General features: G+C 62.5%; 13 protein-coding genes. 9 read left to right on the forward strand and 4 right to left on the reverse strand.

Annotation, left to right across the window (positions count from 1 at the left end; all coding sequences use genetic code 11):
• The coding region (locus tag GHO25_RS05990) for a non-ribosomal peptide synthetase (protein WP_153390134.1) at positions 1-4987 on the reverse strand (4987 nt) is incomplete at its 3' end.
• Complete coding sequence (locus tag GHO25_RS05995) at positions 4987-16026, reverse strand: non-ribosomal peptide synthase/polyketide synthase (RefSeq protein WP_153390135.1); 11040 nt, start codon at positions 16024-16026, stop codon at positions 4987-4989. The genes GHO25_RS05990 and GHO25_RS05995, both read right to left, overlap by 1 nt.
• Before the next feature lie 274 nt (positions 16027-16300).
• Between GHO25_RS05995 and GHO25_RS06000 the strand changes: the two genes are divergently transcribed.
• The 9 genes from GHO25_RS06000 to GHO25_RS06040 all read left to right on the forward strand — a co-directional run bounded on the left by GHO25_RS06000 (position 16301) and on the right by GHO25_RS06040 (position 23612).
• Positions 16301-17248, forward strand: a complete 948-nt coding sequence (locus GHO25_RS06000) for a siderophore-interacting protein (RefSeq protein ID WP_153390136.1) — start codon at positions 16301-16303, stop codon at positions 17246-17248.
• Between the two features lie 203 nt (positions 17249-17451).
• Positions 17452-18663, forward strand: coding sequence for a PepSY domain-containing protein (locus GHO25_RS06005; RefSeq protein ID WP_153390137.1), 1212 nt, complete (start codon positions 17452-17454; stop codon positions 18661-18663).
• Entirely contained in the window at positions 18660-19202 is a 543-nt protein-coding gene (locus GHO25_RS06010) for a hypothetical protein (RefSeq protein WP_048368859.1), read from the forward strand. The genes GHO25_RS06005 and GHO25_RS06010 overlap by 4 nt, the downstream gene beginning before the upstream one ends.
• Before the next feature lie 35 nt (positions 19203-19237).
• Positions 19238-19537 (forward strand): hypothetical protein, encoded by a 300-nt coding sequence (locus GHO25_RS06015; RefSeq protein WP_178110008.1) that lies wholly within the window; start codon positions 19238-19240, stop codon positions 19535-19537.
• A complete protein-coding gene (locus tag GHO25_RS06020) occupies positions 19534-20088 on the forward strand; it encodes a DUF6162 family protein (protein ID WP_153390139.1) in 555 nt (184 codons plus the stop codon). Before GHO25_RS06015 ends, GHO25_RS06020 begins: the two co-directional genes overlap by 4 nt.
• A gap of 34 nt (positions 20089-20122) precedes the next feature.
• Entirely contained in the window at positions 20123-21067 is a 945-nt protein-coding gene (locus GHO25_RS06025; protein WP_153390140.1) for a metal ABC transporter substrate-binding protein, read from the forward strand.
• Positions 21064-21819: a metal ABC transporter ATP-binding protein gene (locus GHO25_RS06030; RefSeq protein WP_153390141.1), complete on the forward strand. Its 756-nt coding sequence runs from the start codon at positions 21064-21066 to the stop codon at positions 21817-21819. Before GHO25_RS06025 ends, GHO25_RS06030 begins: the two co-directional genes overlap by 4 nt.
• Positions 21816-22715: a metal ABC transporter permease gene (locus GHO25_RS06035; RefSeq protein ID WP_048368854.1), complete on the forward strand. Its 900-nt coding sequence runs from the start codon at positions 21816-21818 to the stop codon at positions 22713-22715. The genes GHO25_RS06030 and GHO25_RS06035 overlap by 4 nt, the downstream gene beginning before the upstream one ends.
• Positions 22716-23612, forward strand: coding sequence for a metal ABC transporter solute-binding protein, Zn/Mn family (locus GHO25_RS06040; protein ID WP_153390142.1), 897 nt, complete (start codon positions 22716-22718; stop codon positions 23610-23612).
• A 68-nt stretch (positions 23613-23680) separates the two neighbouring features.
• Here GHO25_RS06040 and GHO25_RS06045 read toward each other — a convergent pair whose 3' ends face one another.
• Both GHO25_RS06045 and GHO25_RS06050 read right to left on the reverse strand, forming a co-directional pair.
• Positions 23681-23902 carry an MbtH family protein gene (locus GHO25_RS06045; RefSeq protein ID WP_048389352.1) on the reverse strand — a complete coding sequence of 74 codons (222 nt, stop codon included), beginning with the start codon at positions 23900-23902 and terminating at the stop codon, positions 23681-23683.
• 57 nt (positions 23903-23959) lie between these two features.
• Positions 23960-25351, reverse strand: coding sequence for an aspartate aminotransferase family protein (locus GHO25_RS06050; protein ID WP_153390143.1), 1392 nt, complete (start codon positions 25349-25351; stop codon positions 23960-23962).
• Between the last annotated feature and the right edge of the window lie 91 nt (positions 25352-25442).

Consider the following 25442-nt stretch of genomic DNA (forward strand, 5'->3'; position numbering starts at 1 on the left):
ACTCCAGCGCCCGCTGCACCACCTGCACCGGCTCACTGGCGCCCTGGGGCCAATGGAAACCACTGCGCAAAATCGGGTGTGCATCCAGCGTCGCCTGCCACGCCTGCGCCAAGCGGGTGGCGTCCAGCCCGCTCGCCGCGACGCTGAGCTGGTTGACGTAGGCTCCGGCCTGGAGCTCGTACAGGCTGTGGAACAGCAAACCGCGCTGCATCGGTGACAGCGGATACAGGTCTTCTATCTGCCGTGGCGGCACGGGCAGCAGGTCAAGTTGCGCCTGGGTCAGGTTAGCCAGCGCAAAATCCGCCGGGGTCACGCCGCTGTGCTGCGGGTTCAGGCAATGCTCAATCAGCGCCTGCAACTGGGCCTTAAAGCTTGAGGCCAGGGCCTCGATATCTGCCATGTCGAAGCATTCCTGGCTAAAGCTCAGGTCCAGCTTCAATTCACCGCCATACACCTGGCCGTCGACCGACAACCAGTTGGCCAACGGCGAATCCAGGCTCTGCGCCGCGCCGCTGGCCTCTTGAGCCGGGACGAATAACCCGTCGTCGTTAAAGCTCTGGTCAAACTGGCCCAGGTAGTTGAACGTCACCCGCGCCTGCGGCAAGGCCGCGAGGCTGGCTTGGGTCTGGGCATCGCCCTGGTAGCGCAACAGCCCAAAGCCCAAGCCCTTGCCCGGCACCTCACGCAGTTGCTGCTTGATCGCTTTGATTGACTCGGCCATGCCCGCGGCAGGGGTCAACTTGACCGGGAACAGGCTGGTGAACCACCCCACCGTGCGGGTCAGGTCGATGTCCGCAAACAGGTCTTCACGGCCGTGGCCTTCCAGCTGGATCAAGGCCGTCGAATCGCCGGTCCATTCGCACAGGGCACGGGCCAGCGCGGTCAGCAGCAGGTCATTGATCTGCGTGCGATACGCCGCAGGCGCCTGTTGCAGTAAGTGCCGGGTCTGCTCCCGGTCCAGGCCCAGGCTCACCACCTGGCGATAGCGCAACGCCTGGCTGGCCTCCATGCGGGCATGGGGCAACCGGGCGCTGGCGCCTTGCAACTGCTGCAACCAGCTGTCGCGTTCTACCATCAATGCCGGGCTTTGCGCATAGGCCGACAACTGCCGGGCCCAGTCTTGCAAGGCGCTGGTTTTTTCTGCCAGTGCTTGCCCGGCGTAGGCCGCCTGCAAGTCTTCAAGCAAGACCCGCCACGACACGCCGTCCACCACCAAGTGGTGAATCACCAGCAACAAACGCTGCGCGCCTTGCTCGTGGTCGATCAACACCGCGCGCAGCAGCGGCCCGTCGTGCAGCGACAAACTGCGCTGCGCCTCGTCGCACAAGGCTTGTAACGCCTCGCTACTTTGCACTTGGGCGGTCCACAGCAAATCGGTGGCCGCGCTGCTGTCCAGCGGCACATAGCGCGCCGTCCATTGCCCGGCCTGCTCGCGGAACTGCAAACGCAACGCATCGTGCTGGGCCAACACCTGCTGCAAGGCGGTTTGCAGGCGCAGCAAGTCCAGCGGCTCGCGCACGTCCAGCAGCACCGACTGGTTCCAGTGCTGGGGCTGCTCGGTTTGATTGGCAAAGAACCACTGCTGCACCGGGGTCAGTGTTTGCGTGCCCTCCACCGGCCCTTGAGGGATGTGTGCGACCTGTAACGGGCTTGCCACAGCGGCCAGCGCCTGCAAGGTCGGCTGTTGAAACAGGTCACGCGGCTGCAAGCGCAACCCGGCACGCCGCGCCCGGCTGACCACCTGAATCGAGATGATCGAGTCGCCGCCCAGCTCAAAAAAGTTGTCCTGACGGCCGACCTGCTCAAGCCCCAGCACGGCTTGCCAAATCGCTGCCAACTGGCGCTCGTTGTCGCTGCGTGGTGCCTCGAAAACCCGCTGGCTGACACTGGCCTGCGGCGCCGGCAACAATTTGCGTTCCAGCTTGCCGTTGGGGCTCAGCGGCATGCGCTCGATCAACAGCAACTGCGTCGGCACCATGTAATCGGGCAGGCTCAGCAGTACATGGGCTTTCAGGGTGTCACGCCAGACGGTTTGCGCTTCGGGGTGTTCCAGCAGCGCCACGTCGCTGGGCACCAGATACGCCACCAACTGGTTATCCAGCGCCAGCACCACCGCTTCCTGAACCTGCGGGTGTTCTTGCAGGCGCGCTTCGATCTCGCCCAGCTCGATGCGCAGGCCGCGAATTTTCACCTGATGGTCGATCCGGCCGCAGTACTCGATAGCACCGTCAGCGCGATAACGCGCCAGGTCGCCAGTGCGGTACAGCGGTTCGCCACTGCCAAACGGGTCGACCACAAAGCGCTCGGCCGTCAATGCCGGGCGCGCATGGTAGCCCCGGGCCAAGCCCGCGCCCGCCAGGTACAACTCGCCAATGGCGCCGGTCGGCAAGGGCAACAATTCCGGGCTTAGGACATAGGTACGCAGGTTGGCAATCGGCCGCCCGATCGGCACGCTGTCGCGCTGTTCTTCAAGGCACGTCCAGTGGGTTACGTCGATGGCCGCTTCGGTCGGCCCGTACAAGTTGTACAACGCCGCCTTAGGCAGGACGCGCATTGTCTGGCGTTGCAAGGCAATCGGCAGCGCCTCGCCGCTGCACACAATTCGCCGCAGCGAGCGGCACTGCGCGGCCTCGTCGCTGTTGATGAAGGCTTGCAGCATCGACGGCACAAAATGCAGGGTGGTAATCCTCTGCTCGACGATCAGTTGCGCCAGTTGCTGCGGGTCGCGGTGCGCACCGGGCGCGGCGACCACCAGGGTCGCGCCGTGCATCAGCGGCCAGAAAAACTCCCACACCGACACGTCAAAACTGAACGGGGTTTTCTGCAAGACCCGGTCAGCAGCGCTAAGGCCATAAGCCTGTTGCATCCACGCCAGCCGGTTGTACAACGCACCATGGCTGTTGCCAGCGCCTTTGGGGCGACCGGTGGAGCCCGAGGTGTAGATCACGTAGGCCAGACTCTCGGGATGCGCCAGGTTAGTCAGGTTTTCAGCGCGCTCGTGATCGTTTGAAAGATCGCGAGGCAAGCTCGCACCTACAGTGGGGTCCAGGATCATGACGGGGATGTGTGGCGGCAACGCCATCTGCACGTGCGCCTGGGTCAGCAGCAAACTGATGCCGCTGTCTTCAAACATGTAGGCAAGGCGTTCAGCCGGGTATTCGGGGTCGAGCGGCACGTAAGCGCCCCCGGCCTTGAGAATCGCCAGCAAGCCAATCACCAGCTCCAGCGAACGCTCGCAGGCCACGCCCACGCGCACTTCCGGGCCCACTCCGCTCTCGCGCAACTGATGCGCCAGGCGGTTGGCGCGCTGATTGAGTTCGCGATAACTCAACGACTGCCCGGCAAACACCAGCGCACAAGCCTCCGGTGTGGCAGCCGCTTGCGCTTCGATGTGCTGGTGCACGCAGGCGGGGCCGGGATAGTGCTGCTGCGTGGCATTCAGGCCATACAGCGTGGCCTCTATTTCATGGGCGCTGAGCATCGGCAGCTCGCTGATCGCGCACTCAGGGTTCGCCACTACCCCTTCCAGCAGGGTGCGCCAATGCGCGGCCATGGCTTCGATGCGCGGGGCATCAAACAGGTCGGAGGCATAAGTCAGGCTGGCCAGCAGGTGCTCGCCTTCTTCATGGGTATCGAGTTGCAGATCAAACTGAGCGGTGCGGCCCTGCCATTCCAGGCTCTCGACCTGCAAGCCGGCGAGCATCCCGCGCAGTGCGCCGGGGCGGCTTTGCTGGTGGTTGAACATCACTTGAAATAAGGGGCTGTGGCTCAGGCTGCGCTCGCCCTGCAAGGCATTGACCAGCCGCTCGAAGGGCACGTCCTGATAACCCTGGGCATCCAGTGCGCGGTCGCGGGTCTGGCTCAGCAATTGGCTGAACGGCATGCGCCCGTCCAGCTCGGCCCGCAGCACCTGGGTATTGACGAAAAAACCGATCAGGCCACGGGTTTCCGCGCGCGTGCGGTTGGCCACCGGCACACCGATACGCACATCCTGCTGGCCGCTGTAGCGGTGCAACAGCACTTGAAAACTGGCCAGCAAGAGCATAAACGGCGTCACCCCGCGCTGCCTGGCCAGGCTCAGCAGGCCTTTGGCCAACTCGGCTGGCAGCGCGAAATCCAGTCGCGCGCCGTGCTGGCTTGGCTGCACAGGGCGTGAGCGGTCGCTGGGCAACTCCAGCACCGGTTGCTCGCTGCCCAGTTGCCCGCGCCACCAGTCCAGTTGCCGCTCCAGCTCCCCGGCCTCCATCCAGCGCCTTTGCCACAGGGCGTAGTCGACGTACTGAATCGCCAGCGCGGGCAACTCCAGGGTTTTGCCTTGGGCATGGGCGGCATACAACTGTGAAAACTCGTCGACCAGCACGCCCATCGACCAACCATCAGCCACGATGTGGTGCAAGGTCAGCACCAGCACATGATCCTGCGCGTCCAGTTGCAACAGGCTCACCCGCAGCAACGGCCCGTGTTGCAGATCGAACGGTTGCGCGATGTCCTGCTCGACCAGGCGCAGCGCCAGGTTCAGGCGTTCGGATGGCGGCTGATCGCGCAGGTCGTGGCGGGTCAACAGCATTGCTGAATCTGTGGGAGCGGGCTTGCTCGCGATAGCATCACCGCTGTTGTCCAGAAACTCCGCGTTGTCTGCATCGCGAGCAAGCCCGCTCCCACAGACAAAGACCCTACGCAAGCTGTGATGGCGCTCCAGCAGGGCATCAAAACTGTGCTGCAACGCCGCCACGTTCAGCTCGCCGCGCAAACGCAAGGCGGCCGGGATGTGGTACGCGGCGCTCTGCGGGTCAAGCTGCCACAAAAACCATTGCCGTTGCTGGGCATAGGACAGCGCGCAGGGTGCGTCTGGCGATGCGGTCTGCGGGATCGGCAACTGGCCGAAACTCACGCCCTGCTCTTGCATCTTGTGCAAGAACTCTCGGCGCTGCTGTGGGGCAAGGCTGGCGAAGCGGTTGGCAATACGCCAGGCGGTAGAGTGTTCCATCAGTTGATCTCCATCTCGTCGAGCAGCGACTCAAGTGCGCTCAGACGAACATCGTTATCCGCAGGCGTGTGGGCCTGTACCAAGGCGGCATAGGCGTGCAGGTCGGGGGTTTCGAACAGCGCGCGCAGCGCCACTTCAAGGCCCAGTTCCAGTTCGACCCGGGCGTTGGCCTGGGCTGCGAGCAGCGAGTGCCCGCCCAATTCAAAGAAGTTGTCGTGGCGCCCTACCCGCTCCACTTCCAGCACCTGGGCCCAGATCGTTGCCAGCCTGGTTTCCAGCTCGCCCACCGGGGCGCTGTAAGGGCGCTGCCAGTGCTCGGCGTCAGGCAATGGCAACGCCTTGCGATCGAGCTTGCCGTTACCGGTCAGCGGCAGGGCCTCCAGCAGCAGCCAATGGCTCGGCACCATGTAATCCGGCAAATCGACCTTGAGCGCGGTGCGCAATTGCTCGCGCCACGCCAACGGATCGATTGGCGTCTGCTCGGCCACCACATAGGCGCAGAGCAGGCCTTGATGCACGCTCAGCACTGCATCGCTCACGCCCACTTGCTGCTTGAGGCAGGTTTCGATTTCGCCCAGTTCGATACGGAAGCCGCGAATCTTCACTTGCTGGTCGATCCGCCCCAGGTAGTCGATGTTGCCGTCAGCGCGCTGGCGGGCCAGGTCGCCGCTGCGGTACAGGCGCACGCCCGGCGCAAACGGGCTGGGCACAAAACGCTCGGCGGTGAGCCCGGCGCGGCCATGGTAGCCACGGGCCAGACCGGCCCCAGCGATGTACAACTCACCGGCGCAGCCTGGCGCAACGGGTTGCAACTGGCTGTCGAGCAAATACCAGCTGAGGTCGCTGATGGGCCGGCCGATCGGACTTTGTACCTTGGCATCGAGGTCTTGTGCGCTCAGGGCGCGCCAGGTCACATGCACCGTGGTTTCGGTGATGCCGTACATGTTGACCAACGTGGTGGGCGTATCGCTAAAGCGCGCGTACCACGGGCGCAAGCTCGCCACATCGAGGGCTTCGCCACCAAAGATCACCCAGCGCAAGGCCAGGGTTTGCGAGCTGTTGCAGACAATGGGCAGCAATTGCCGGAACGCCGTCGGGGTCTGGTTGAGCACCGTGACCTGCTCATCGCAGAGCAACTGATGGAACGCCTGCGGCTCGCGGCTGATAAAGTACGGCACGATCACCAGACGCCCGCCGGTGCACAGCGCGCCGAACAGCTCCCACACCGAGAAATCGAACGCATAGGAATGGAACAGCGTCCACACATCACTCGGACCAAAGGCAAACTCATCGGCGGTGGCGCTGAGCAAACGGCTGACGTTGGCATGGCTCAGCAACGCCCCTTTCGGGCGCCCGGTGGAACCCGAGGTGTAGATCACATACGCCAGGTTGTCGGGCTGGGTAAGGTTGAGCAGATTGTCGGCGCTGAACGCCTCCCACTGCACATGTTCCAGACATAGAGCCTGCACGCCGACCCGCGGCGGCAGGTTTTCCAGCAGGTGCTCCTGGGTCAGCAATAACTGAATGCCGCTGTCATCGATCATGTAGCTCAGGCGCTCGGCGGGGTATTGCGGATCGAGTGGCACATACGCGCCCCCGGCCTTGAGAATCGCCAGCACCCCGACCACCAGCACCACGGCCCGCTCAGTGGCAATGCCGACCCGTACTTCCGGGCCGACACCGCGCTCGCGCAGTTTGCGGGCCAGGCGATTGGCCTGGGCGTTGAGCGCTGCATAGGTCAGCGAATCCTCCCCACAGCGCAGCGCCAGAGCATGCGGGTGCAAGGCGGCTTGCGCCTCGAACAGTTGATGCAGGGTTGGCCCGGCAGGCTGCACGTCAACCTGCGGGTTCCACTGCGTCAGCAACGCCTGTTGCTCGTCCGGACCCAGCATGGCCAATTCAGCAATACGCTGCTGCGGCGCCTGCACCACCGCGCGCAGCAGGTTCAGCCAGTGCCCGGCCAAGCGCTCAATGGTCGCGGCGTCATACACATCGCAGGCGTAGGTCAGGCTGGCGTGCAAGCGCTCGCCCTGTTCTTCGGTGTCCAGCGCTAGATCGAACTGCGCCGTGTGCTGCTGCCAGTCCATGCGCTCAATGCTCAGACCCGGCAGTTGCCGCTCGACGCTCTCGCCGATCTGCCGCTGATGGTTGAACAGCACTTGAAACAGCGGGCTGTGGCTCAGGCTGCGCTGCGGCTGCAACGCGTCCACCAGTTGTTCAAACGGCAGGTCTTGATGCGCTTGCGCCCACAGGGCGTTGCGCTTGACCTGTTGCAACAGGCTGGCAAACGTTTGCTGACCGTCGATCTCGCTGCGCAGCACCTGGGTGTTGATAAAGAAGCCGATCAGGCCTTCCGTTTCGAGTTGCCCACGCCCGGCATTCGGCACCCCGACATTGATCGCCGACTGACCGCTGTAGCGATGCAACAAGGTTTGATAACTGGCCAGCAGCAGCATAAACAGCGTCACATTGTGCTGTTGCGCCAACTCCCGCAGCGCGCCCGCCAATGACGGTTCAATGGCTAGCTCCACTCGCGCCCCCCGCTCGCTGCGGATCGCCGGGCGAACCAGCTCGCTGGGCAGTTCAAGTGGCGCATGCTGGCTGCCGAGTTGCTCACGCCAGGCGTTCAACTGGCGCTCGCCCTCGCCAGCTTGCAGTCCGTCGCGCTGCCAGGCGGCGTAATCGGCGTAGCTCACGGCCAAGGGCGGCAGTTCATGGCCCAGGTACAACTGAATGAATTCATCGACCATCACCTGCATCGACCAACCGTCAGCGGCAATGTGATGCACGGTCAGCACGAGCACGTGCTCATCGGCCGCCACCTTGAGCAGCAACACGCGCAGCAACGGCCCCGTGCGCAGGTCGAAGGGCTGACGCATTTCTTCGGCCACTTGGGTGTCAATCTGCGCGGCTGATGGCTGATCGAGGGTTAATTCACGCAGCGCCAGCGGCAAACTTGCGTGCAGCACGCCACGGGCCTGGTCACCGTCCTGAACAAAGGTGGTGCGCAAGGTTTCGTGGCGTTGTTGCAGGGCGTTGAAGCTGCGTAGCAAGGCCTCGCGATCGAATGAGCCTTTAAGCCGCAGCGCCGCCGGAATGTTGTACGCGGCGCTGTGCGGGTCGAGCTGCCAGAGCAGCCATTGGCGCTGCTGCGCATACGACAACACGCCGGGCTGACCGGGCGCACGCGGGCGCAATGGCGGCTGACTGAGGGTTTGCGGCTGTGAGGCGCAACGGGCAGCGAAATCGCTGAGCACGCTGCTTTCAAACAAGCTGCTCAGCGCCAGTTCGATGCCGAGCTGCTGGCGCACCCGAGACACCACTTGTGCCACCAGCAGCGAATGGCCGCCCAGTTCAAAGAAGTTGTCGTCGCGGCTGACCGCCTCAAGTTTGAGCACCTCTTGCCAGATTGCGGCAATACGGCTTTCGATCCCGGCGTGGGGCGCAATCACCTCGCGCTGCCAGTCAGCCGCTTGGGCCTGGGGCAGCGCCTTGCGGTCGACCTTGCCGTTGGCATTGAGTGGCAAGCCCTGCAATTGAACCCAGTGCAGCGGCACCATGTAGTCCGGCAGTTGCGCCTTGAGCGCAGCCTTCAAGGTTTCGCGCCATTCGCTCCAGGCACTCGCTTCATCGTCGGCCACCACAAAGGCCACCAGCGCCTTGCCGGTCGGGCTGTCCTGCACGACCACGGCGGCTTCACGCACGTCAGCCAGGTCACGCAGACGCGACTCGATTTCACCCAGTTCAATACGGAAGCCGCGCACTTTGACTTGCTGGTCGATACGACCCACGTATTCCAGTTGGCCGTCCGGGCGCCGCCGGGCCAGGTCGCCGGTGCGATACAGGCGCTCGCCCGCCCTGGCGGCGTAAGGGTCAGGCAAAAACACCGCCGCGCTGCGCAGCGGGTCGGCAAAATACCCACGGCCCACGCCCGTACCGGCCACGTACAACTCACCGACCACACCGGTCGGCACTGGCTGCAAGTCGCCATCCAGCACATACAAACGGTTGTTGTCGGTGGCCAGGCCAATCGGCAAATACGCGCCTTGGGCCGATGCCGCGTCAACACGGAACAGCGCCACGTCGTCCGAGCATTCCGCCGGGCCATAGGCGTTGACCAGACCAATCTGCGGATAACGCTGCAACCAGCGGCGCGCCAGCTCCGGGGGCATGGCTTCGCCGGTGGGCAGCATCCAGCGCAGCGCAGCCAGCGAACCCTCGGGCTCGTCGAGCAGGCTCTGGATCAGCGACGGCACGCTTTCGAGCACAGTGATCCCGCGTGCGGCCACATGCGTCAGCAACGCAGCCGGATCATGGGCGATGGCGTTGGGCACGATGTCGACTTGCGCACCAAACAAAGGCGCCGCGAGGAACTGCCACACCGAAATATCAAAACTCTGCGACGCCGTCTGGGCGATCACGTCCGCCGCACTCAGGTGCAGATACGGTTGTTTGCTCAGTTGGTTATTCAGCATCCCGGCCTGCTCGACCATCACCCCTTTTGGCGTGCCGGTGGAGCCCGAGGTGAATATCACATAGGCCAGGTTGTTGGGCGCGATGTAGATGCCCGGTGAAGTGCTGCAATACCCGGCGCCTTGCACGTCCTCCCACACCAGCAAGGGCGGGCGCTGCGCCGGGCTGAGCAATGCCAGCACGCGCTCGGCCTGTTCACGGCACGCCGCACTGGCCACCAGCAACGGCACGCGCCCCAGTTGCAGCAACGCCAACAGGCGCTTGGTCGGCAAGTGCGGGTCGAGGGGCAAGTAGCCCGCCCCGGCCTTGAAGGTACCCAGCATCATGCCCAGCAGTTCGAGGCTGCGCTCGGCCAGCAAGGCCACAGGCTGGTCAACAGTGACACCCGCCGCCAACAGCGCATGGCCGAGCCGGTTCGCCCTTTGATCCAGCGCCTGGTAGGTCCAGCGCTGGTCCAGGCACGTGGCAACCACCTGCTCCGGGTGCGCCGCCAGCTGCGCTTCAAACAGCCGCACATAACCCTGCGCCAACGGGTAATCGCGGGCGGTCTGGTTGCCCGCTTGCAACAACTGCTCACGCTCGCCAGCCTCCACCAACGGCAGGTCGGCAACGTTGCCTTCGGCGTGCTCGCCAATCGCCAACAACAAGCGCTTGAAGTCAGCCAACAAACGCTCAACCGTGGCCTCATCAAAAAAGCGTTTGTCGTACGACAGGTGCAAGCCCAGCGCATCGCCGGGGTACACCACCACGGTCATCGGGTAGTTGGTGTGGGTCCGCGCGCTGTCGGACTTGGCGCTGATCTGCTCGGCGCCGCTGACCACCGCGCTTTCCACCGGGGCGTTTTCATAGACAAACAGGCTGTCGAAAATCGGCTGGCCTTTGTCCAGCGCACTGCACGCCTGAATGCTCAACAGCGGCAAATGTTCGTGTTCACGCAGCGCCAGGTTATGCGCAAACACCCCTTGCAGCCACTCGCGCACGCTGACCCGCTGCCCTGCCTGCGGCAAACGCATGCGCAGCGGGATGCTGTTGATGAACAGGCCAACCGTGTCTTGCATTTCCGGGCGGTTGACCGGGCGCCCGGCCACGGTGACGCCAAACAGCACTTCGTCGAGCCCGCTGTAGCGCTGCAACACCAGCGCCCAGGCAGCTTGGGTCAGGGTGTTGACGGTCACGTGGTAACGCTGGGCCAGTTCGCGCAAGGCGCGGCCCTGGCTGACCTCCAAGTCGGCATAGCAATCACCGATCTGCGAGAACCCGCCCTGACGGCGCACGGCACGGTCAAAGGGCAATGGCGTCGGCTGTTCAAACCCGGCCAGTTCAGCGCTCCAGGCCTGCAGAGCCTCGCGCTCGCCCTGGGCTTGCAGCCATTCAATAAAGTCGCGATACCGCGCCGCGGGCGGCAGGCTGCGCTGGCCGCTGTACAGGGCAAAGAAGTCTTGCAGCAACAGCGAGCGGCACCAGGCATCAATCAGGATGTGGTGGTTGCTGAGGATGAACCAGTAATGCCCGGCGCTGCGACGGATCAGGCGCAGGCTGAAAGGCGGCGAGTTGAGCAGGTCAAAGCCTTGGGCCCGATCTTCGGCCAGCAACGTTTGCAACGCCGCTTCGTGTTCGCCCTCGGGGCGATCCGTCCAGTCGTGCACTTGCACGTTGGGCGCAGCATCGCGGTGGATGATTTGCAGCATCTGGCCGTCATCGTCGAGGCTGAACGAAGCGCGCAACGCGTCATGACGCTGCACCACCGCGTGCCAGGCTGCGGTAAAGCGTGGCAGGTCGATTTCGCTGTCGATGATGTAACGGTCTTGCATGTAGTAAATGCCCGAGCCGGGCTCGAGCAAGGTGTGCACCAGCAAGCCCTGCTGCATCGGCGATAGCGGGTAGATGTCTTCGATGGCACTGGCCGGAACTTTGAGGGCGTCCAGTTGCGCCTGGGTCAGTTGTGCCAGCGGGAAGTCCGACGGGGTCATGCCGCCCTGCTCGCTGTTGACGCAATGGGCAATCAGTGCCGTCAGTTCGCCCCGATAATCGTCCACCAATGCCTGCACAGTGGCGTCATCAAACATCTCGTGGCTGTAGGTCCATTGCAGGTTGAGTTCACCGCCATACACCTGCCCTTCGATGCTCAGCCAGTTGGCCAGTGGCGCATTTTCGTCCTGCGCCAGCCCGGCGCTTTCAGCGGCCGGGGCAAACATCGCGGTGTCATCGAACTGGCGATCAAACTGGCCCAGGTAGTTGAAGGTAATGCGTGGCGTCGCCAGGCTGGCCAGTTGTTCAGCCACGCCCTCACCTGCCAGATAGCGCAGCAGGCCATAGCCCACGCCTTTGTCCGGCACGCTGCGCAGTTGCTCCTTGATCGACTTGATCGAGTCACCCAGATCAGCACTCGGGGTCAATTGCACCGGGAACAGGCTGGTAAACCAGCCCACAGTGCGCGACAGGTCGAGGTCGGCAAACAGGTCTTCGCGGCCATGACCTTCCAGTTGGATCAAGCTGCTGGGCTGGCCGCTCCAGCGGCAAATAACCCGCGCCAACGCGCTCAGCAGCAGGTCATTGACCTGCGTGCGATAGGTGGCGGGAGCGACTTGCAGCAACTGGCGGGTCAATTCGGCGTCGTGGGTCAGGGACAAGGTGCGGGCATGGCGGTTTTGCAAACCGGCATCAGGCCGATCCCACGGCAACTCGCTGGACGCACCGGCCAGTTGGCGCTGCCACAGCGCCAGTTCCCCGACCCGCGCCTGTGCCTCATCGGCCAAGCGGGCGGTCCAGGCCTGATAGGCGCTGGTTTTGGCCGGCGCAGCCTGCACCGGTTTTGTGTAGAACTGCTGCAAGTCTTCGAGCAACACCCGCCACGACACGCCGTCCACCACCAGGTGGTGAATCACCAGTAACAGGCGCTGGCTGTGATCGGCCATGTCCACCAGCAACGCCCGCAGCAACGGGCCGTTGTGCAAGTCCAGGCTGCATTGGGTCTGTTCGCACAGGGTTTTGAGTTCGTCAGTTGACGCGGCCTGGCGCTGCCACAGCAGCGGCTCGTTCGGCAGCTCGGCGTAGGCTTGCTGCCATTGGCCGTGGCGCTGAACAAAGCGCAAACGCAGCGCATCGTGATGGCTCACCAGCGTGTTCAGTGCCTGTTCCAGCAACCCGGCATCCACCGGCTGACGCGGGTGCAACAGCAATGACTGATTCCAGTGCTGGCGCTGGGGCATGTCCAGGCTGAAAAACCACTGCTGCACCGGCGCCAGCGCCACCGCGCCCGTGGCCAGGCCCTGATCGACAAGGGTCTCGGTGCTCAGCGCGGCAATCCGGGCCAGGCTGCGGATGGTTTGGTGCTGGAACAGGTCGCGAGGGCTGAAGGCGATCCCGGCCTGACGGGCACGGCTGACCACTTGGATCGAGATGATCGAGTCGCCGCCCAGGGCAAAAAAGTTGTCATCGACACCGATCTGCGCCACGCCCAATACCTGTTGCCAGATCTCGGCCAGGCGCTGTTCCAGCTCAGAGGCCGGTGCGACGTAGTCTTGCTGCACGGTGCTGATGTCCGGGCGCGGCAAGGCTTTACGATCGAGCTTACCGTTGGGCGACAGCGGCAGACGCTCAAGGCTGACCCAGTGGCTGGGCACCATGTAGTCCGGCAAGCCGAGTTGCAGTTGGTTGGCCAATTCCGTTTGCCAAGCGTCGGCAGGCGCCTGCGCGTGCAGCACCACGTAGGCCACCAGTTGCTTGCCGTCGAGCACCTGCACCACGGCTTCGCGCACGGACGGCTGCTCGGCCAGACGCGCTTCGATTTCCCCCAGTTCAATGCGCAACCCGCGCAGTTTGACCTGATGATCAAGCCGGCCCAGGTATTCAATGACCCCGTCAACCCGCTGGCGCACCCAATCGCCAGTGCGGTACAGGCGCTCACCCTGATTAAACGGGCACGGCACAAAACGCTCTGCTGTCAGCGTCGGGCGCCGATGGTAGCTGCGCGCCAGCCCGGCCCCGCCCAGATACAACTCTCCGGCCACGCCCAAGGCTACGGGCGAGAGGTTGGCATCCAGCACCAGCGTACGCAGGTTGGCGATGGGCAAGCCAATCGGCACGCTGGCCGCGCCCTCATCGATGCAGGTCCAGTGCGTGACGTCGATGGCCGCTTCGGTCGGGCCATACAGGTTGTACAGCTCGGCATCGGGCAGTTTGCCGAACACCTGCTGCTGAGCATCAACCGGCAGTGCTTCACCGCTGCAGACAATCCGCCGCAGGCTGGTGCACTGCTCAACGCCCACCTCATGAATAAACGCCTGCAACATTGACGGTACAAAATGCAGGGTGCTGATCTGCTGCTGGCGAATGGTTTCGATCAGGCGCAGCGGCTCGCGGTGTTCACCCGGTTGTGCCACCACCAGACGTGCGCCGGTGAGCAGCGGCCAGAAAAACTCCCACACCGACACGTCAAAACTGAACGGGGTCTTTTGCAGCACAGCATCGTCGGCCGTCAGGCGATACGCCTGCTGCATCCAGCTCAGGCGGTTGACCAACGCGGCATGGGTGTTGCCCGCGCCTTTGGGCTTGCCGGTGGAGCCGGAGGTGTAGATCACATAGACCAGGTTTTGCGGCTGAGTCAGATCAACCAGATTCTCTGTACTGTAGGAGCGAGCTTGCCTCGCGATCTGTTGATCGTTTAAAGAATCAAGGCACATGACCGGGATGTGTTGCGCCAATGCCGCCTGCAAGTGCTTTTGCGTCAACAGTAACTGGATCCCGCTGTCGTCGATCATGTAGCTCAAACGTTCGGCCGGGTACTCCGGGTCGAGCGGCACATAGGCGCCGCCCGCCTTGAGAATCGCCAGCAGGCCGATCACCATTTCTACTGAACGCTCTACGGCAATCCCCACCAGCACATCCGGGCCAACACCCCGTTCACGCAACTCATGGGCCAATTGGTTGGCGCGTGCATTGAGCTGCGCATAGCTCAGGGACTGCGCGCCAAACACCAACGCCGTGGCGTCGGGGCTGCGCTCAACCTGGGCTTCAATCAACACCTGCAGGCCAGTGTGGGGCGGGTATTCAACGTGGGTGCGGTTCCAGTCGTGCACACGGGTCTGTATTTCACTGGCGTCGAGCATCGGCAACTCACCGATCCGCCGTTCGGGGTGGTCCACCAGCGCTCGCAGCAGGTTGCACCAGTGCCGTGCCATACGGCTGATGGTGGCGCCGTCAAACAGGTCATTGGCATAGGTGAGCGCTGCGTGCAGACGGCCGGATTTCTCGTAGGTGTCCAGGCTCAAGTCAAACTGCGTGGTGCGCCCTTCCCACTCAATCAGGCCCAGTGTGAGCCCCGAAGCCGTTTTGATCGCTTCAATGTCGGCCACTTGCGGCTGGTGGTTGTACATCACTTGAAACAGCGGGTTGTGGCTCAGGTTGCGCTCAAGTTTGAGGGCTTCTACCAACTGCTCGAACGGCAGCTCCTGATGGGCTTGAGCACCGAGCGCAGTCTCTTTGACCGCAGCCAGCAATTCGGCCACGGTGGTGTCTGCCGTCAGTTGGGTGCGCAGTACCTGGGTGTTCACAAAGAAGCCGATCAACCCTTCGACTTCACGGCGGTTACGGTTGGCAATCGGCACGCCCACGCGCAGATCGTTTTGCCCGCTGTAGCGCTGCAACAGGATGTTGAACGCACCCAACAGCAGCATAAACAGCGTGACCGTGTGCTGCTGGGCCAAGGCCCTCAACTGCTCAACCAGCTCCGGGGCTACGGCGAACTCATGGCGCGTGCCGCGATAGCTGGGCACGGCCGGGCGTGGGTAGTCGTTGGGCAAGGTGATGACCGGGTGTTCATCACCCAGTTTGGCCTGCCAGTACGCCAGTTGCCGCGCTTGCTCACCCGCCTCCAGCCAGCGGCGCTGCCACAGGGCGTAGTCGCTGTACTGGATGGCCAGCTCAGGCAACGACGGCGCCTCGTTACGCACAAAGGCATCGTAACTGCGGATAAATTCGTCGATCAGCACGTTCATCGACCAGCCATCAGAGACGATGTGGTGCAAGGTCAGCAGCAACACATGCTCGTCAGCGCCAAGCTTGAGCAGCTTGATCCGCAGCAGCGGGCCATTGGCCAGATCGAAAGGGTGCAGCGACTGCTGCTGCGCCTCTGCGGCCACCGCTTGTTCGCGCTCGATGGCCGGCAACAGGGTGAAATCCACATGTTCGACGGTGATCGGCGCCAGACGCTCGACTTGCTCCAGGCTGTCGTCAGGGTTCTGCCGGAACACCGTGCGCAAGGTCTGGTGACGCTGCACCACACAAGCGAACGCCTGTTCCAGCGCACTGAGGTTAAGCGTGCCGGTCAGGCGCACGGCACCGGGCAAGTTGTAGGCGCCGCTGTGCGGGTCCAGTTGCCACAAGAACCACATGCGCCGCTGTGCGTAGGACAACGCCTGGCGATCCGCCTGAGGCACATCGGCAGGAATCGGAAACTGCGAAAAGTCGATCCCTTCCGCACGCAGACCGTCGAGGAATAACCGGCGTTTTTCAAGCGGCAATTCGATGAACCGGCGGGCAAGTTTGAGGGACTTCTCAGCATTCATCTGACTTCTTCCGTACACGTTGGCAATCGAGCTTTGGCTCGGCTATCCCTACGGAACGGATGAAGCGGAGGGAAAATTAAAAGGCCCGCGAGCTTGACACATGCCCTGTGGGAGCCGGGCTTGCCCGCGATGCAGGCGACGCCCACTTATCTGTTACACCGCGCCGATATCATCGCGGGCAAGCCCGCTCCCACACCATAAGCCACCCGGGATTAAATTTATTCCCGGGCAGCTCGTTCTATACAGGTCTCCAGCTCATTGATGGGTGCTCTCCATGTCTCCCGCAGCTTTGGTGCAAACCCTGCGCAAACGGCTCAGCAAACCGACCGGCTATCAACTGTTCGACATTCACCTCAAGCAGCGCATTGCCTTGAGCCCTTCACTCACGCGCTTTGTGTTTACGGGCGAGGATGTGGCGCTGATGCACACGCTGGCCCCCGATCAGCGGGTCAAGCTGTTCTTCCCCAGCGCCAATGGCAGCGCGCCCGAATTGCCCAAGGTTGGCGACTGGCAAGCCGCGCGCCGCACCCTGAAGCCCGAGCAGGCGCCGCCGATGCGCACTTACACCATTCGCGCTTTACGCCCCGACATAAACGAACTGGACATCGACTTTGTACTGCATGGCGAAACCGGCCCCGCTTCGCGCTGGGCGGTGCACGCAAGGCCAGGCGACCCGTTACAAATAGTCGCGCCCAACGCTGCCTACCACGCCGACCCGGGCGGCTATGAATGGATGCCGCCGCAGGGTGTGCGCAAAATCCTGCTGATTGGCGACGAAACCGCCCTGCCCGCCATCGCCGGGATCCTCGAACAACTGGCCAGCCATCCCGACGCGCCCCAGGTCCAGGCGTTTATCGAAGTGCCCGAAGAGGCCGATTGCATGCCGCTGCTCTGCGGCGTGCACACCAAAGTGCACTGGCTGCCCCGCCTCACGCTGCACAAGCAGCATGGTGAAGGCATGATCCTCGCGGCCCGCGAACTGGCGAGCTTGCCGCCCACCCGGGCCAACCTCAACGACAGCGCAGCATTGCAAGAGCTGGACCTCAATAGCCAGCGCCTGTGGGAACTGGCCAGCGCCAAGCGCAGCGAGTTCTATGCCTGGGTGGCCGGAGAATCCGCAGCGGTCATGGATATTCGTCGGTTTTTCATCAATGAATGCGGGCTTGATCGCAAAGGGCTGACGTTGATGGGCTACTGGAAACTGGGACGTTCGCTTGAGTAACTCAATCGTGTGGGCGCTCGCGATCTTTTAAGGATCAAAAGATCGCGAGGCAAGCTCGCACCTACAGATTCGTGCTTGCCTAGTATGAAACACTTTTTTACAACTCTACCTTCGGGTTTTCGACATCTCATACGTCCTACATGGATAGCAATCGCATTCTCAGTTGCGATTAAACATGCTCAGCCGTGAGTCTGCCGTCCCCCATGTCCAAAAAATCCCGCTCCAAGGTCTGGTTCCTGGTCCACAGCTGGTTAACGCTGCCGATCTGGTTCTTTGTATTGATTGTGTGTGTCACCGGCACATTGGCGGTGGTCAGCCAGGAGATTGTCTGGCTGGCGACCCCTGAAGCCCGTGCCACACAGCCTTCAAGCGATGCTCCGTTGCTCACTTATGAGCAGGTGTTGAACACCATTCATCAAGCCGAACCGGCCCTGGCGGTGCAGTCGATCAGCCGCCCGGATGAGTCGCACTTTGCACTGGTCGCCAGGGTGGTGTACCCGGACGGGCGCTCGCCGGCGCTGTACATCAACCCGTATACCGGGGCCATTCAGGGCGAGAGTTCGAGCTTTGATTTCCGCCAGTTCACCCGCGCCCTGCACGGCTGGTGGCTGGTGCCGTTCACCAACGGTTATAGCTGGGGCTGGTACTTGGTGTCTTTCCTCGGCCTGCCGCTGCTGGCGTCGTTGATTACCGGGCTGGTGGTGTACAAAAAATTCTGGAAAGGCTTCCTCAAACCCACGCTGCGGTTAAAACACGGCGCGCGGATCTTTTGGGGCGACTTCCATCGGCTGTGCGGGATCTGGTCGATCTGGTTTATTGCGGTGATCTCCATCACCGGCCTGTGGTTTCTGATTGAAGCCTTTATGTTCGATAACCAGATTTCGATTTCCACCGCGGGCAACCCGCCGGTGGTGGCGCGTCAGGATGTGCCGATCATGCCGGACGGCCAACCGGCGCCGATGATCAATCTTGATCAGGCCGTGAAAATTGCCGCCGAGAGTATTCCCGGCCTTGAAGCCAGCTTTGTCAGCTTGCCAAGCAATGCCTACGGCCATATCGAAGTGGGCGGCCCGGGCTGGTATCCGCTGCTGTTTCAGACCGCCGACATCAACCCGTACAACGGCGCCATCGAAGGTTCGCGGATGATCGCCGACCGTTCCGGACTGGAACTGGTGACTGAGTCCATGCGCCCGCTACACACCGGTGATTTCGGCGGTCTGTGGGTCAAGCTGATCTGGTTCTTCTTCGGTCTGGTACTGAGCATGATGGTGTTGAGCGGCCTGCTGATCTGGACCAAACGCACGGCACTGGCCACCGCCAACGCGCTTAAACGCAGCAATAAACCTGCCCGTGTACCGACCGGCAGGCAAACCGTAACAGCTCGCAGCGCGCAGCCCGAGGAGGCCAATGTATGAGTAAGGCAGCGGCGGTAGCCCCCTCTTCTGCACTGGGTCGCTGGTGGCTCAAATGGCGGTTTCACATCAACATTCTGTTGTTGCTGATCCCTCTGGGCTTTATGCCCAAGTATTTTCATGAGGCGTCACTGTTTCGGGGTGACAGCGGCCTTGGCGAGCGCGAAATCGGCACGGTGCAGGTTGGCCCCTGGAGCCTGCGGCTGGCAGAAATGCGCAACGAGGGCCCACGCCCTGATGGCCCCGCTGGCTATATGAAAAGCTTCACTGCTGCCCTGTGCGACACCTGTATCGATCAGGTCAAGGCCGGTTATTTACGCATCGGCAAGCCGCGCAGCTTGCGCGCTGCCGGGGTGATTTTTTTCGGCACGCCGTACCGCATGGGCGCCACCTTGCCGATCCCGGAACGTACCAAAGACGATGCTGAGCTGTGGATCACCCTTGAGGGCTGGGACGGCTCAATGCATCAGGCATCCATCCCCCTGAGCGAGGCCTCACCGGCAACCATGGCCTGGCTGGCTCAACAAGGAGGTAAACGATGAGTTCGCACCTGTTCAAACACCCCGCGCGCCATGTCATGGCCGCGGGTTTTCTGGCCTTGCTGGGGTTCAGCGGCCAGGCCCTGGCGCACAACCCGATGTGTGAGTGCAAAAGCCTGGGCGACGACCAGATCCGCTGCACTGGCGGGTTTTCTGATGGCAGTGGCGCACCGGGGGTGACGCTGGATGTGATCGGTTATGACGAAACCATCTTGGTGCCCGGCAAATTGGGCACTGATTCGACCCTGACCTTCAAACGCCCGGAAGGCGAGTTCTACGTGCTGTTTGACGCAGGCCCCGGCCACATTGTTGAAATCGACCAAGCCGATATCGAATGAATACTCACGTCGTGCGCCCGGCCGGTGCCGGGCATGAAACCCTTTACGTGCTGCTGTTGTGCCTGCTGATTCTGTGCGTCGCGGGGTCGGTCGTGGCCTGGCGTCATGAGTCCCATGAGGCAACCTCAGTGGCGGCCCACCAACTGGATGCCCGGCTCGATCTAAATGCCGCCGAGCAAGGTATCTACGCCGATCTGCGGGTCACCCTGGACGAGATCAACCTGCTGCGCGAAGAAACCGGCGCCCTGCCCCAACCCGGGCAATTGGCCGAAGAAGGCTTCGCGCCCTTTGCCAGCGATGCCAGCTCGGTGAGCCGTGGCAACCATGCCTGGCAATTGCTGGGCGACCAGGCGTACCTGGGCGTGAGCCCCAACCCTGAGGTGGCCGGCTCGTTTTTGATGCGTATCAACGAGCAGCCCGATGTGTGGCTTAACCGCAACAGTAACGTCAGCGCCCCCACCGACTTCAGCGATGGCGCCTTGCTCCAGAACGGCTGGAAGCAAGTGATCGCCCAATTCGATGCCGGGGTGACTCGCCAGCATCGGCACTGAACCCACCGCTTTACCTGAGAGAAGACTGCTCGCCATGTCCATTTCATCTGTATTTCGACGCCGCACCTTGTTGCTGGCCGGCCTCCTGGCCCTCTGCCTTTCACCTCTGACGCACGCTGACACCGCCGCCCCGGCGCCGCTGGCCAAACCACTGCGCATTGGCATCACCCTGCACCCGTATTACAGCTACGTGAAAAACATTGTTGGCGACAAGGCTGAAGTGGTGCCGATGATTCCGGCCGGTTTTAACCCGCACGCCTATGAACCCCGCGCTGACGACATCAAGCGCATCGGCACGCTGGACGTGATCGTGCTCAATGGCGTGGGCCATGATGATTTCGCCGACAAGATGATCGAAGCCAGTGAAAAACCGGACATCCCGGTCATCGAGGCCAACCAGAACGTACCGCTGCTGGCCGCCACCGGCACCGCCGCGCGGGGCGCTGGCAAGGTGGTCAACCCGCACACCTTCTTGTCGATCAGCGCCTCGATTGCCCAGGTCAACAACATCGCCCGGGAACTGGGCAAGCTCGACCCGGCCAACGCCAAAACCTATACCGCCAATGCCCGCGCTTACGGCAAGCGCCTGCGCCAGATGCGCGCCGACGCCCTGGCCAAACTCACCGAAGCCCCCAACGCGGATTTGCGGGTCGCCACCGTGCACGCCGCCTATGACTACTTGTTGCGCGAATTTGGCCTGGAAGTGACCGCCGTGGTTGAGCCAGCCCACGGTATTGAGCCGAGCCCCAGCCAGTTGAAAAAGACCATCGACCAACTGCGCGACCTGGATGTGAAAGTGATCTTCTCCGAGATGGACTTCCCGTCGACGTACGTTGAAACCATCCAGCGCGAGTCCGGGGTCAAGCTTTACCCGCTGTCGCATATCTCCTATGGCGAGTACACCGCCGACAAGTATGAAAAAGAGATGAACAACAACCTCAATACCGTGGTCAAGGCGATTCAGGAGTCCGGGGCATGACGGCGGCTGAACCTCTTGTGGTGCAAGCCCGCGGGCCGGGTGTGGAGTTTGATCAGGTGTCGCTGACCTTGGGCAGCACGCCGATTCTGGACCGTATTAGTTTCAACATTCAGGCGGGCAGCGTGCATGCGCTGGTGGGGCCCAATGGCGGCGGCAAAAGCTCGCTGATCAAAACCCTGCTCGGGCAAATGCCGCATCAGGGCGAGTTGCGCCTGAACTGGAACGGCGAGCCGGGGTTGATCGGCTATGTGCCCCAGGCGCTGGAATTTGACCGTGGCTTGCCCATGACCGTCGACGACTTCATGGCCGCCATGTGCCAGCGGCGCCCGGCCTTTATGGGCTTGTCGCGCAAGATTGCCCCGGCCATTGGCGATGCGCTGGAACGGGTGGGCATGCAACACAAACGCAAGCGCCGCATGGGCGCCTTGTCGGGCGGTGAACGGCAACGGGTGCTGCTGGCCCAGGGGCTGATCCCGGCCCCGCAATTGCTAGTGCTGGATGAGCCGATGTCGGCGCTGGACGAAGCCGGTGCGCAGGTGTTTGAACGTTTGCTCAACGACTGGCAGCAATCAGGCGTCACGGTGGTGTGGATCGAGCACGATCTGGCGGCCGTCAAACGTCTGGCAGATCGCGTCACCGGGCTTAATCGCCAGGTGCTGTTCGACGGCCCGCCTGCGCAAACCCTTAGCCCTGAGCGCCTGTTGAGCCTGTTTTCAACCCACCCTAAAGCCTGCGGGAGCGCCCAGCCATGAGCTATGAAGCCTTCCGTTTGATGATTCAAGGCTGGGCCACCGCCGGGTATTTGCCCGAAGTGCTGGCCTACGGCTTTGTGGTCAATGCGCTGCTCGCCGGTTTACTCATCGGCCCCGTGCTGGGCGGGCTCGGCACCCTGGTGGTGGTCAAGCGCTTCGCGTTCTTTTCCGAAGCCGTGGGCCACGCAGCGCTGACCGGGGTGGCCATCGGCATCCTGCTCGGCGAACCCTACACCGGGCCTTATGGCAGCCTGTTCGGCTATTGCCTGCTGTTCGGCATTTCGCTCAATTACCTGCGCAACCGCACAGGCCTGGCCCCAGACACGCTGATCGGGGTCTTCCTCTCGGTGTCATTGGCGTTGGGCGCCAGCCTGCTGCTGATTCTCGCGGGCAAGATCAACATCCATATCCTTGAAAACGTCCTGTTTGGCTCGGTGCTGACCGTCAACGGCAACGACCTGTTGGTGCTGGCGGTGGTCGGCGCGTTGGTGCTGGGCCTGAGCCTGCCGCTGTACAACCGCATCATGCTGGCCAGTTTCAACCCGCAACTGGCCGCCGTGCGCGGGGTGGCAGTGAAATCCCTGGATTACCTGTTTGTGATACTGGTAACGCTGATCACCGTGGCAGCGGTCAAGGTGATCGGAGCGATTCTGGTGGGCGCACTGCTGGTGATTCCGGCCGCTGCGGCGCGCTTGCTCAGCCAGTCGTTGAAGGGCTTTTTCTGGATTTCGGTGCTGATCGCCACGGTCAGCACCTTGTGCGGGATTTTGCTGCCTATCGTCCTCGACCTACCGATTCCGTCCGGCGCCGCGATCATTCTGGTGGCCGGTATCGCCTTCGCCCTGGCCGCCATTGCTCGTGGCGTGGTGCCAAGCCTCAAAGGGAATATTGGATAAATGTTCACGCTGCGCAAACTCACTCTGGCAATTGCCATCACCGGCCTGCTCAGCACCCAGCTGCTGGCCGCCACCCCGTCACCGCAACCGGTGCGTATTCTCGCCAGCTTGCCGATTACCTATGGCTTGAGCGAGCTGCTGCTCAAGGACAGCGGCGTGACCCTTGAACGCGCAGCGGCAGCCAACCTGCCCGGCAGTCGGCAAAGTGCCTACTTCAGCGGTCGCGGCGCCCCGGCCCTGCAAAAACTCGCACAAAACGCCGATGCGGTGGTCGGCCTGCGCTCGCTGTGGAGCGACGACCCGCTGTACCCGATGGCTAGGCGCAGCAACATCCGCATCGTCGAAGTGGACGCCGCACGCCCTGTGGACGGCAGTTTGCCGGGCATTGCCGTGCAACCTGACGTGCACAGCGATGGCCTCAACAGCCAGCCGTGGCTGTCCAGCAACAACATGGGCCGTATGGCCGACGTGATTGCGGCTGACCTGGTACGTTTGGCCCCCGCCGCCAAGCCCAAAATCGAAGCCAACCTGGCCGAGCTGAAACAGCGCCTGCTCAAACTCAGCGCCGAGAGCGAATCGCGCCTGGCCAAGGCCGATAATTTAAGCGTCGTGAGTGTGTCCGACCGGCTGGATTACTTGATCAGCGGGCTGAATCTGGAGCGCGTTGACGTGGCCCATAACAGTGAAGACCCGTGGACACCGCAAGCCCTCAAGACGCTGACGCAAACCCTCAAGGACAATGACGTGGCGCTAGTGCTCGACCATCGCGAACCTTCACCCGAGTTGAAGGCAGCGATTACCGAGGGTGGCAGCCAACTGGTGGTGATCGGCGCTGACGGCGCAGATCCGGTGGCGCAGTTGCAGAGCAATATTGATGCGATTGTAAAATCCTTGTAACGAGGTTGCTCGCGATCTTTTCAAGGTCAAAAGATCGCGAGGCAAGCTCGCTCCTACAATGATTGCGCTTAGTGCGTGGCCACTGCATCCATCTTCTGGCGCAGGCTCAAGGGCCGCATGTCGGTCCAGACTTCTTCGATATACGCCAGGCACTCAGGCTTGAGGCCGCTTTTGCCTACGGCGCGCCAGCCGTTGGGGATGGCTTTGTAGTCCGGCCAGATCGAATACTGCTCTTCATGGTTCACCACCACTTGGAAGAGGATGTCGTCGCGGTCAAATACTGAACTCATGTGCGGGTCTCCGTCGCTGTAAAAGATATGAATCTAACGAGTGATCACGGGCAGAAATTAGAGCCGGGTGATCGCTGCGGCCATGGCATTGCCAAAGATGGCCGCGACCTGGTCGATTTCACTGGCGGTGATGATCAGCGGCGGCAAGAAGCGCACCACGCTGCCCTGGCGCCCGCCCAACTCCAGAATCAAGCCGCGCTTCAAGCATTCACGCTGTACCAGCGGCGCCAGCCGGGCAAAGGCTGGCGGGTGGCCCAAGGCGTCGGGGCTGCCGTTGGGGTCAACCAGTTCAACCCCCAGCATCAGGCCGCGACCGCGAATATCGCCCAACTGCGGGAAGTCGCGCTGGAGGATGTGCAGGTGTTCGCTGAGGCGCTCGCCCATGGCAGTGGCGTGCGCAGCAACGTTGTGCTGCTTGAGATAGCGCATCACCGCCGAACCTGCGGCCATGGCCATCTGATTGCCACGGAACGTTCCGGCATGGGCGCCCGGCAGCCAGGTGTCGAGCCACTCGCGATACACCACCACCGCCAACGGCAAGCTGCCGCCAATGGCTTTGGACAGCACTACTACGTCCGGGATGATGCCGGCGTGCTCAAAGGCGAACATTTTGCCGGTACGGGCAAAGCCGCTCTGAATTTCATCGAGGATCAGCGCCACGCCCGCTTGTTCGGTAATCCGGCGCAACCCGCGCAGCCAGTCGAGGTCTGCCGCAATGACGCCGCCCTCGCCCTGCACCACTTCGACAATCACCGCCGCCGGTAGCTGCACACCGGCTTCCGGGTCGCTAAAGAGGTTTTCGAGGTAATGCAAATTGGCCTGCACGCCCTGCTTGCCGCCCAGCCCGAACGGGCAGCGGTAATCGTAGGGATACGGCATGAATTGCACGCCATTGCTGAGCAAGGCGGCCAACGGCTTTTTCGGCCCCAGGCTGCCCATCAGGCTCAAGGCACCCTGGCTCATGCCGTGATACCCGCCGGTAAACGACACCACGGTGTTGCGCCCGGTGGCGGTGCGCACCAGTTTCAGCGCGGCTTCGACGGCATCAGTGCCGGTCGGGCCGCAGAACTGGATCTTCGCTTCGCTGGCCAAAGCGCCGGGCAGCAGGCCGAACAGGTCTTGAACAAACTGGTCTTTAACCGGGGTGGTGAGATCGAGGGTATGCAAGGGCAGTTCATCGCTCAGCACTTGCTGGATGGCGGCGATCACGACCGGGTGGTTGTGCCCCAGCGCCAGAGTCCCGGCACCGGCCAGGCAATCGATGAAGCGGCGGCCCTCGACATCTTCAACGTACAAACCCTTGGCCCGCTTGAGGGCCAGCGGCAGGCGCCGCGGGTAACTGCGCGCATTGGACTCCTGACGGCTCTGGCGGGCCAGCAACGGAGACTCTTCAAACTCGTACAGCGTTTCAACCGGATGATTTTCAGCAAGGCTGGTAGCGACTGACATTCCTGGGACCCTCAATACGCCGATGAGATTGACCAAAACATTCCTGTTTTGAAAACGCATCAGCGTGGTGAGGATTTAGCCAAGATCCGCA

The organism is Pseudomonas sp. FSL R10-1350, assembly GCF_009600525.1.
Lineage (GTDB): Bacteria > Pseudomonadota > Gammaproteobacteria > Pseudomonadales > Pseudomonadaceae > Aquipseudomonas > Aquipseudomonas helleri.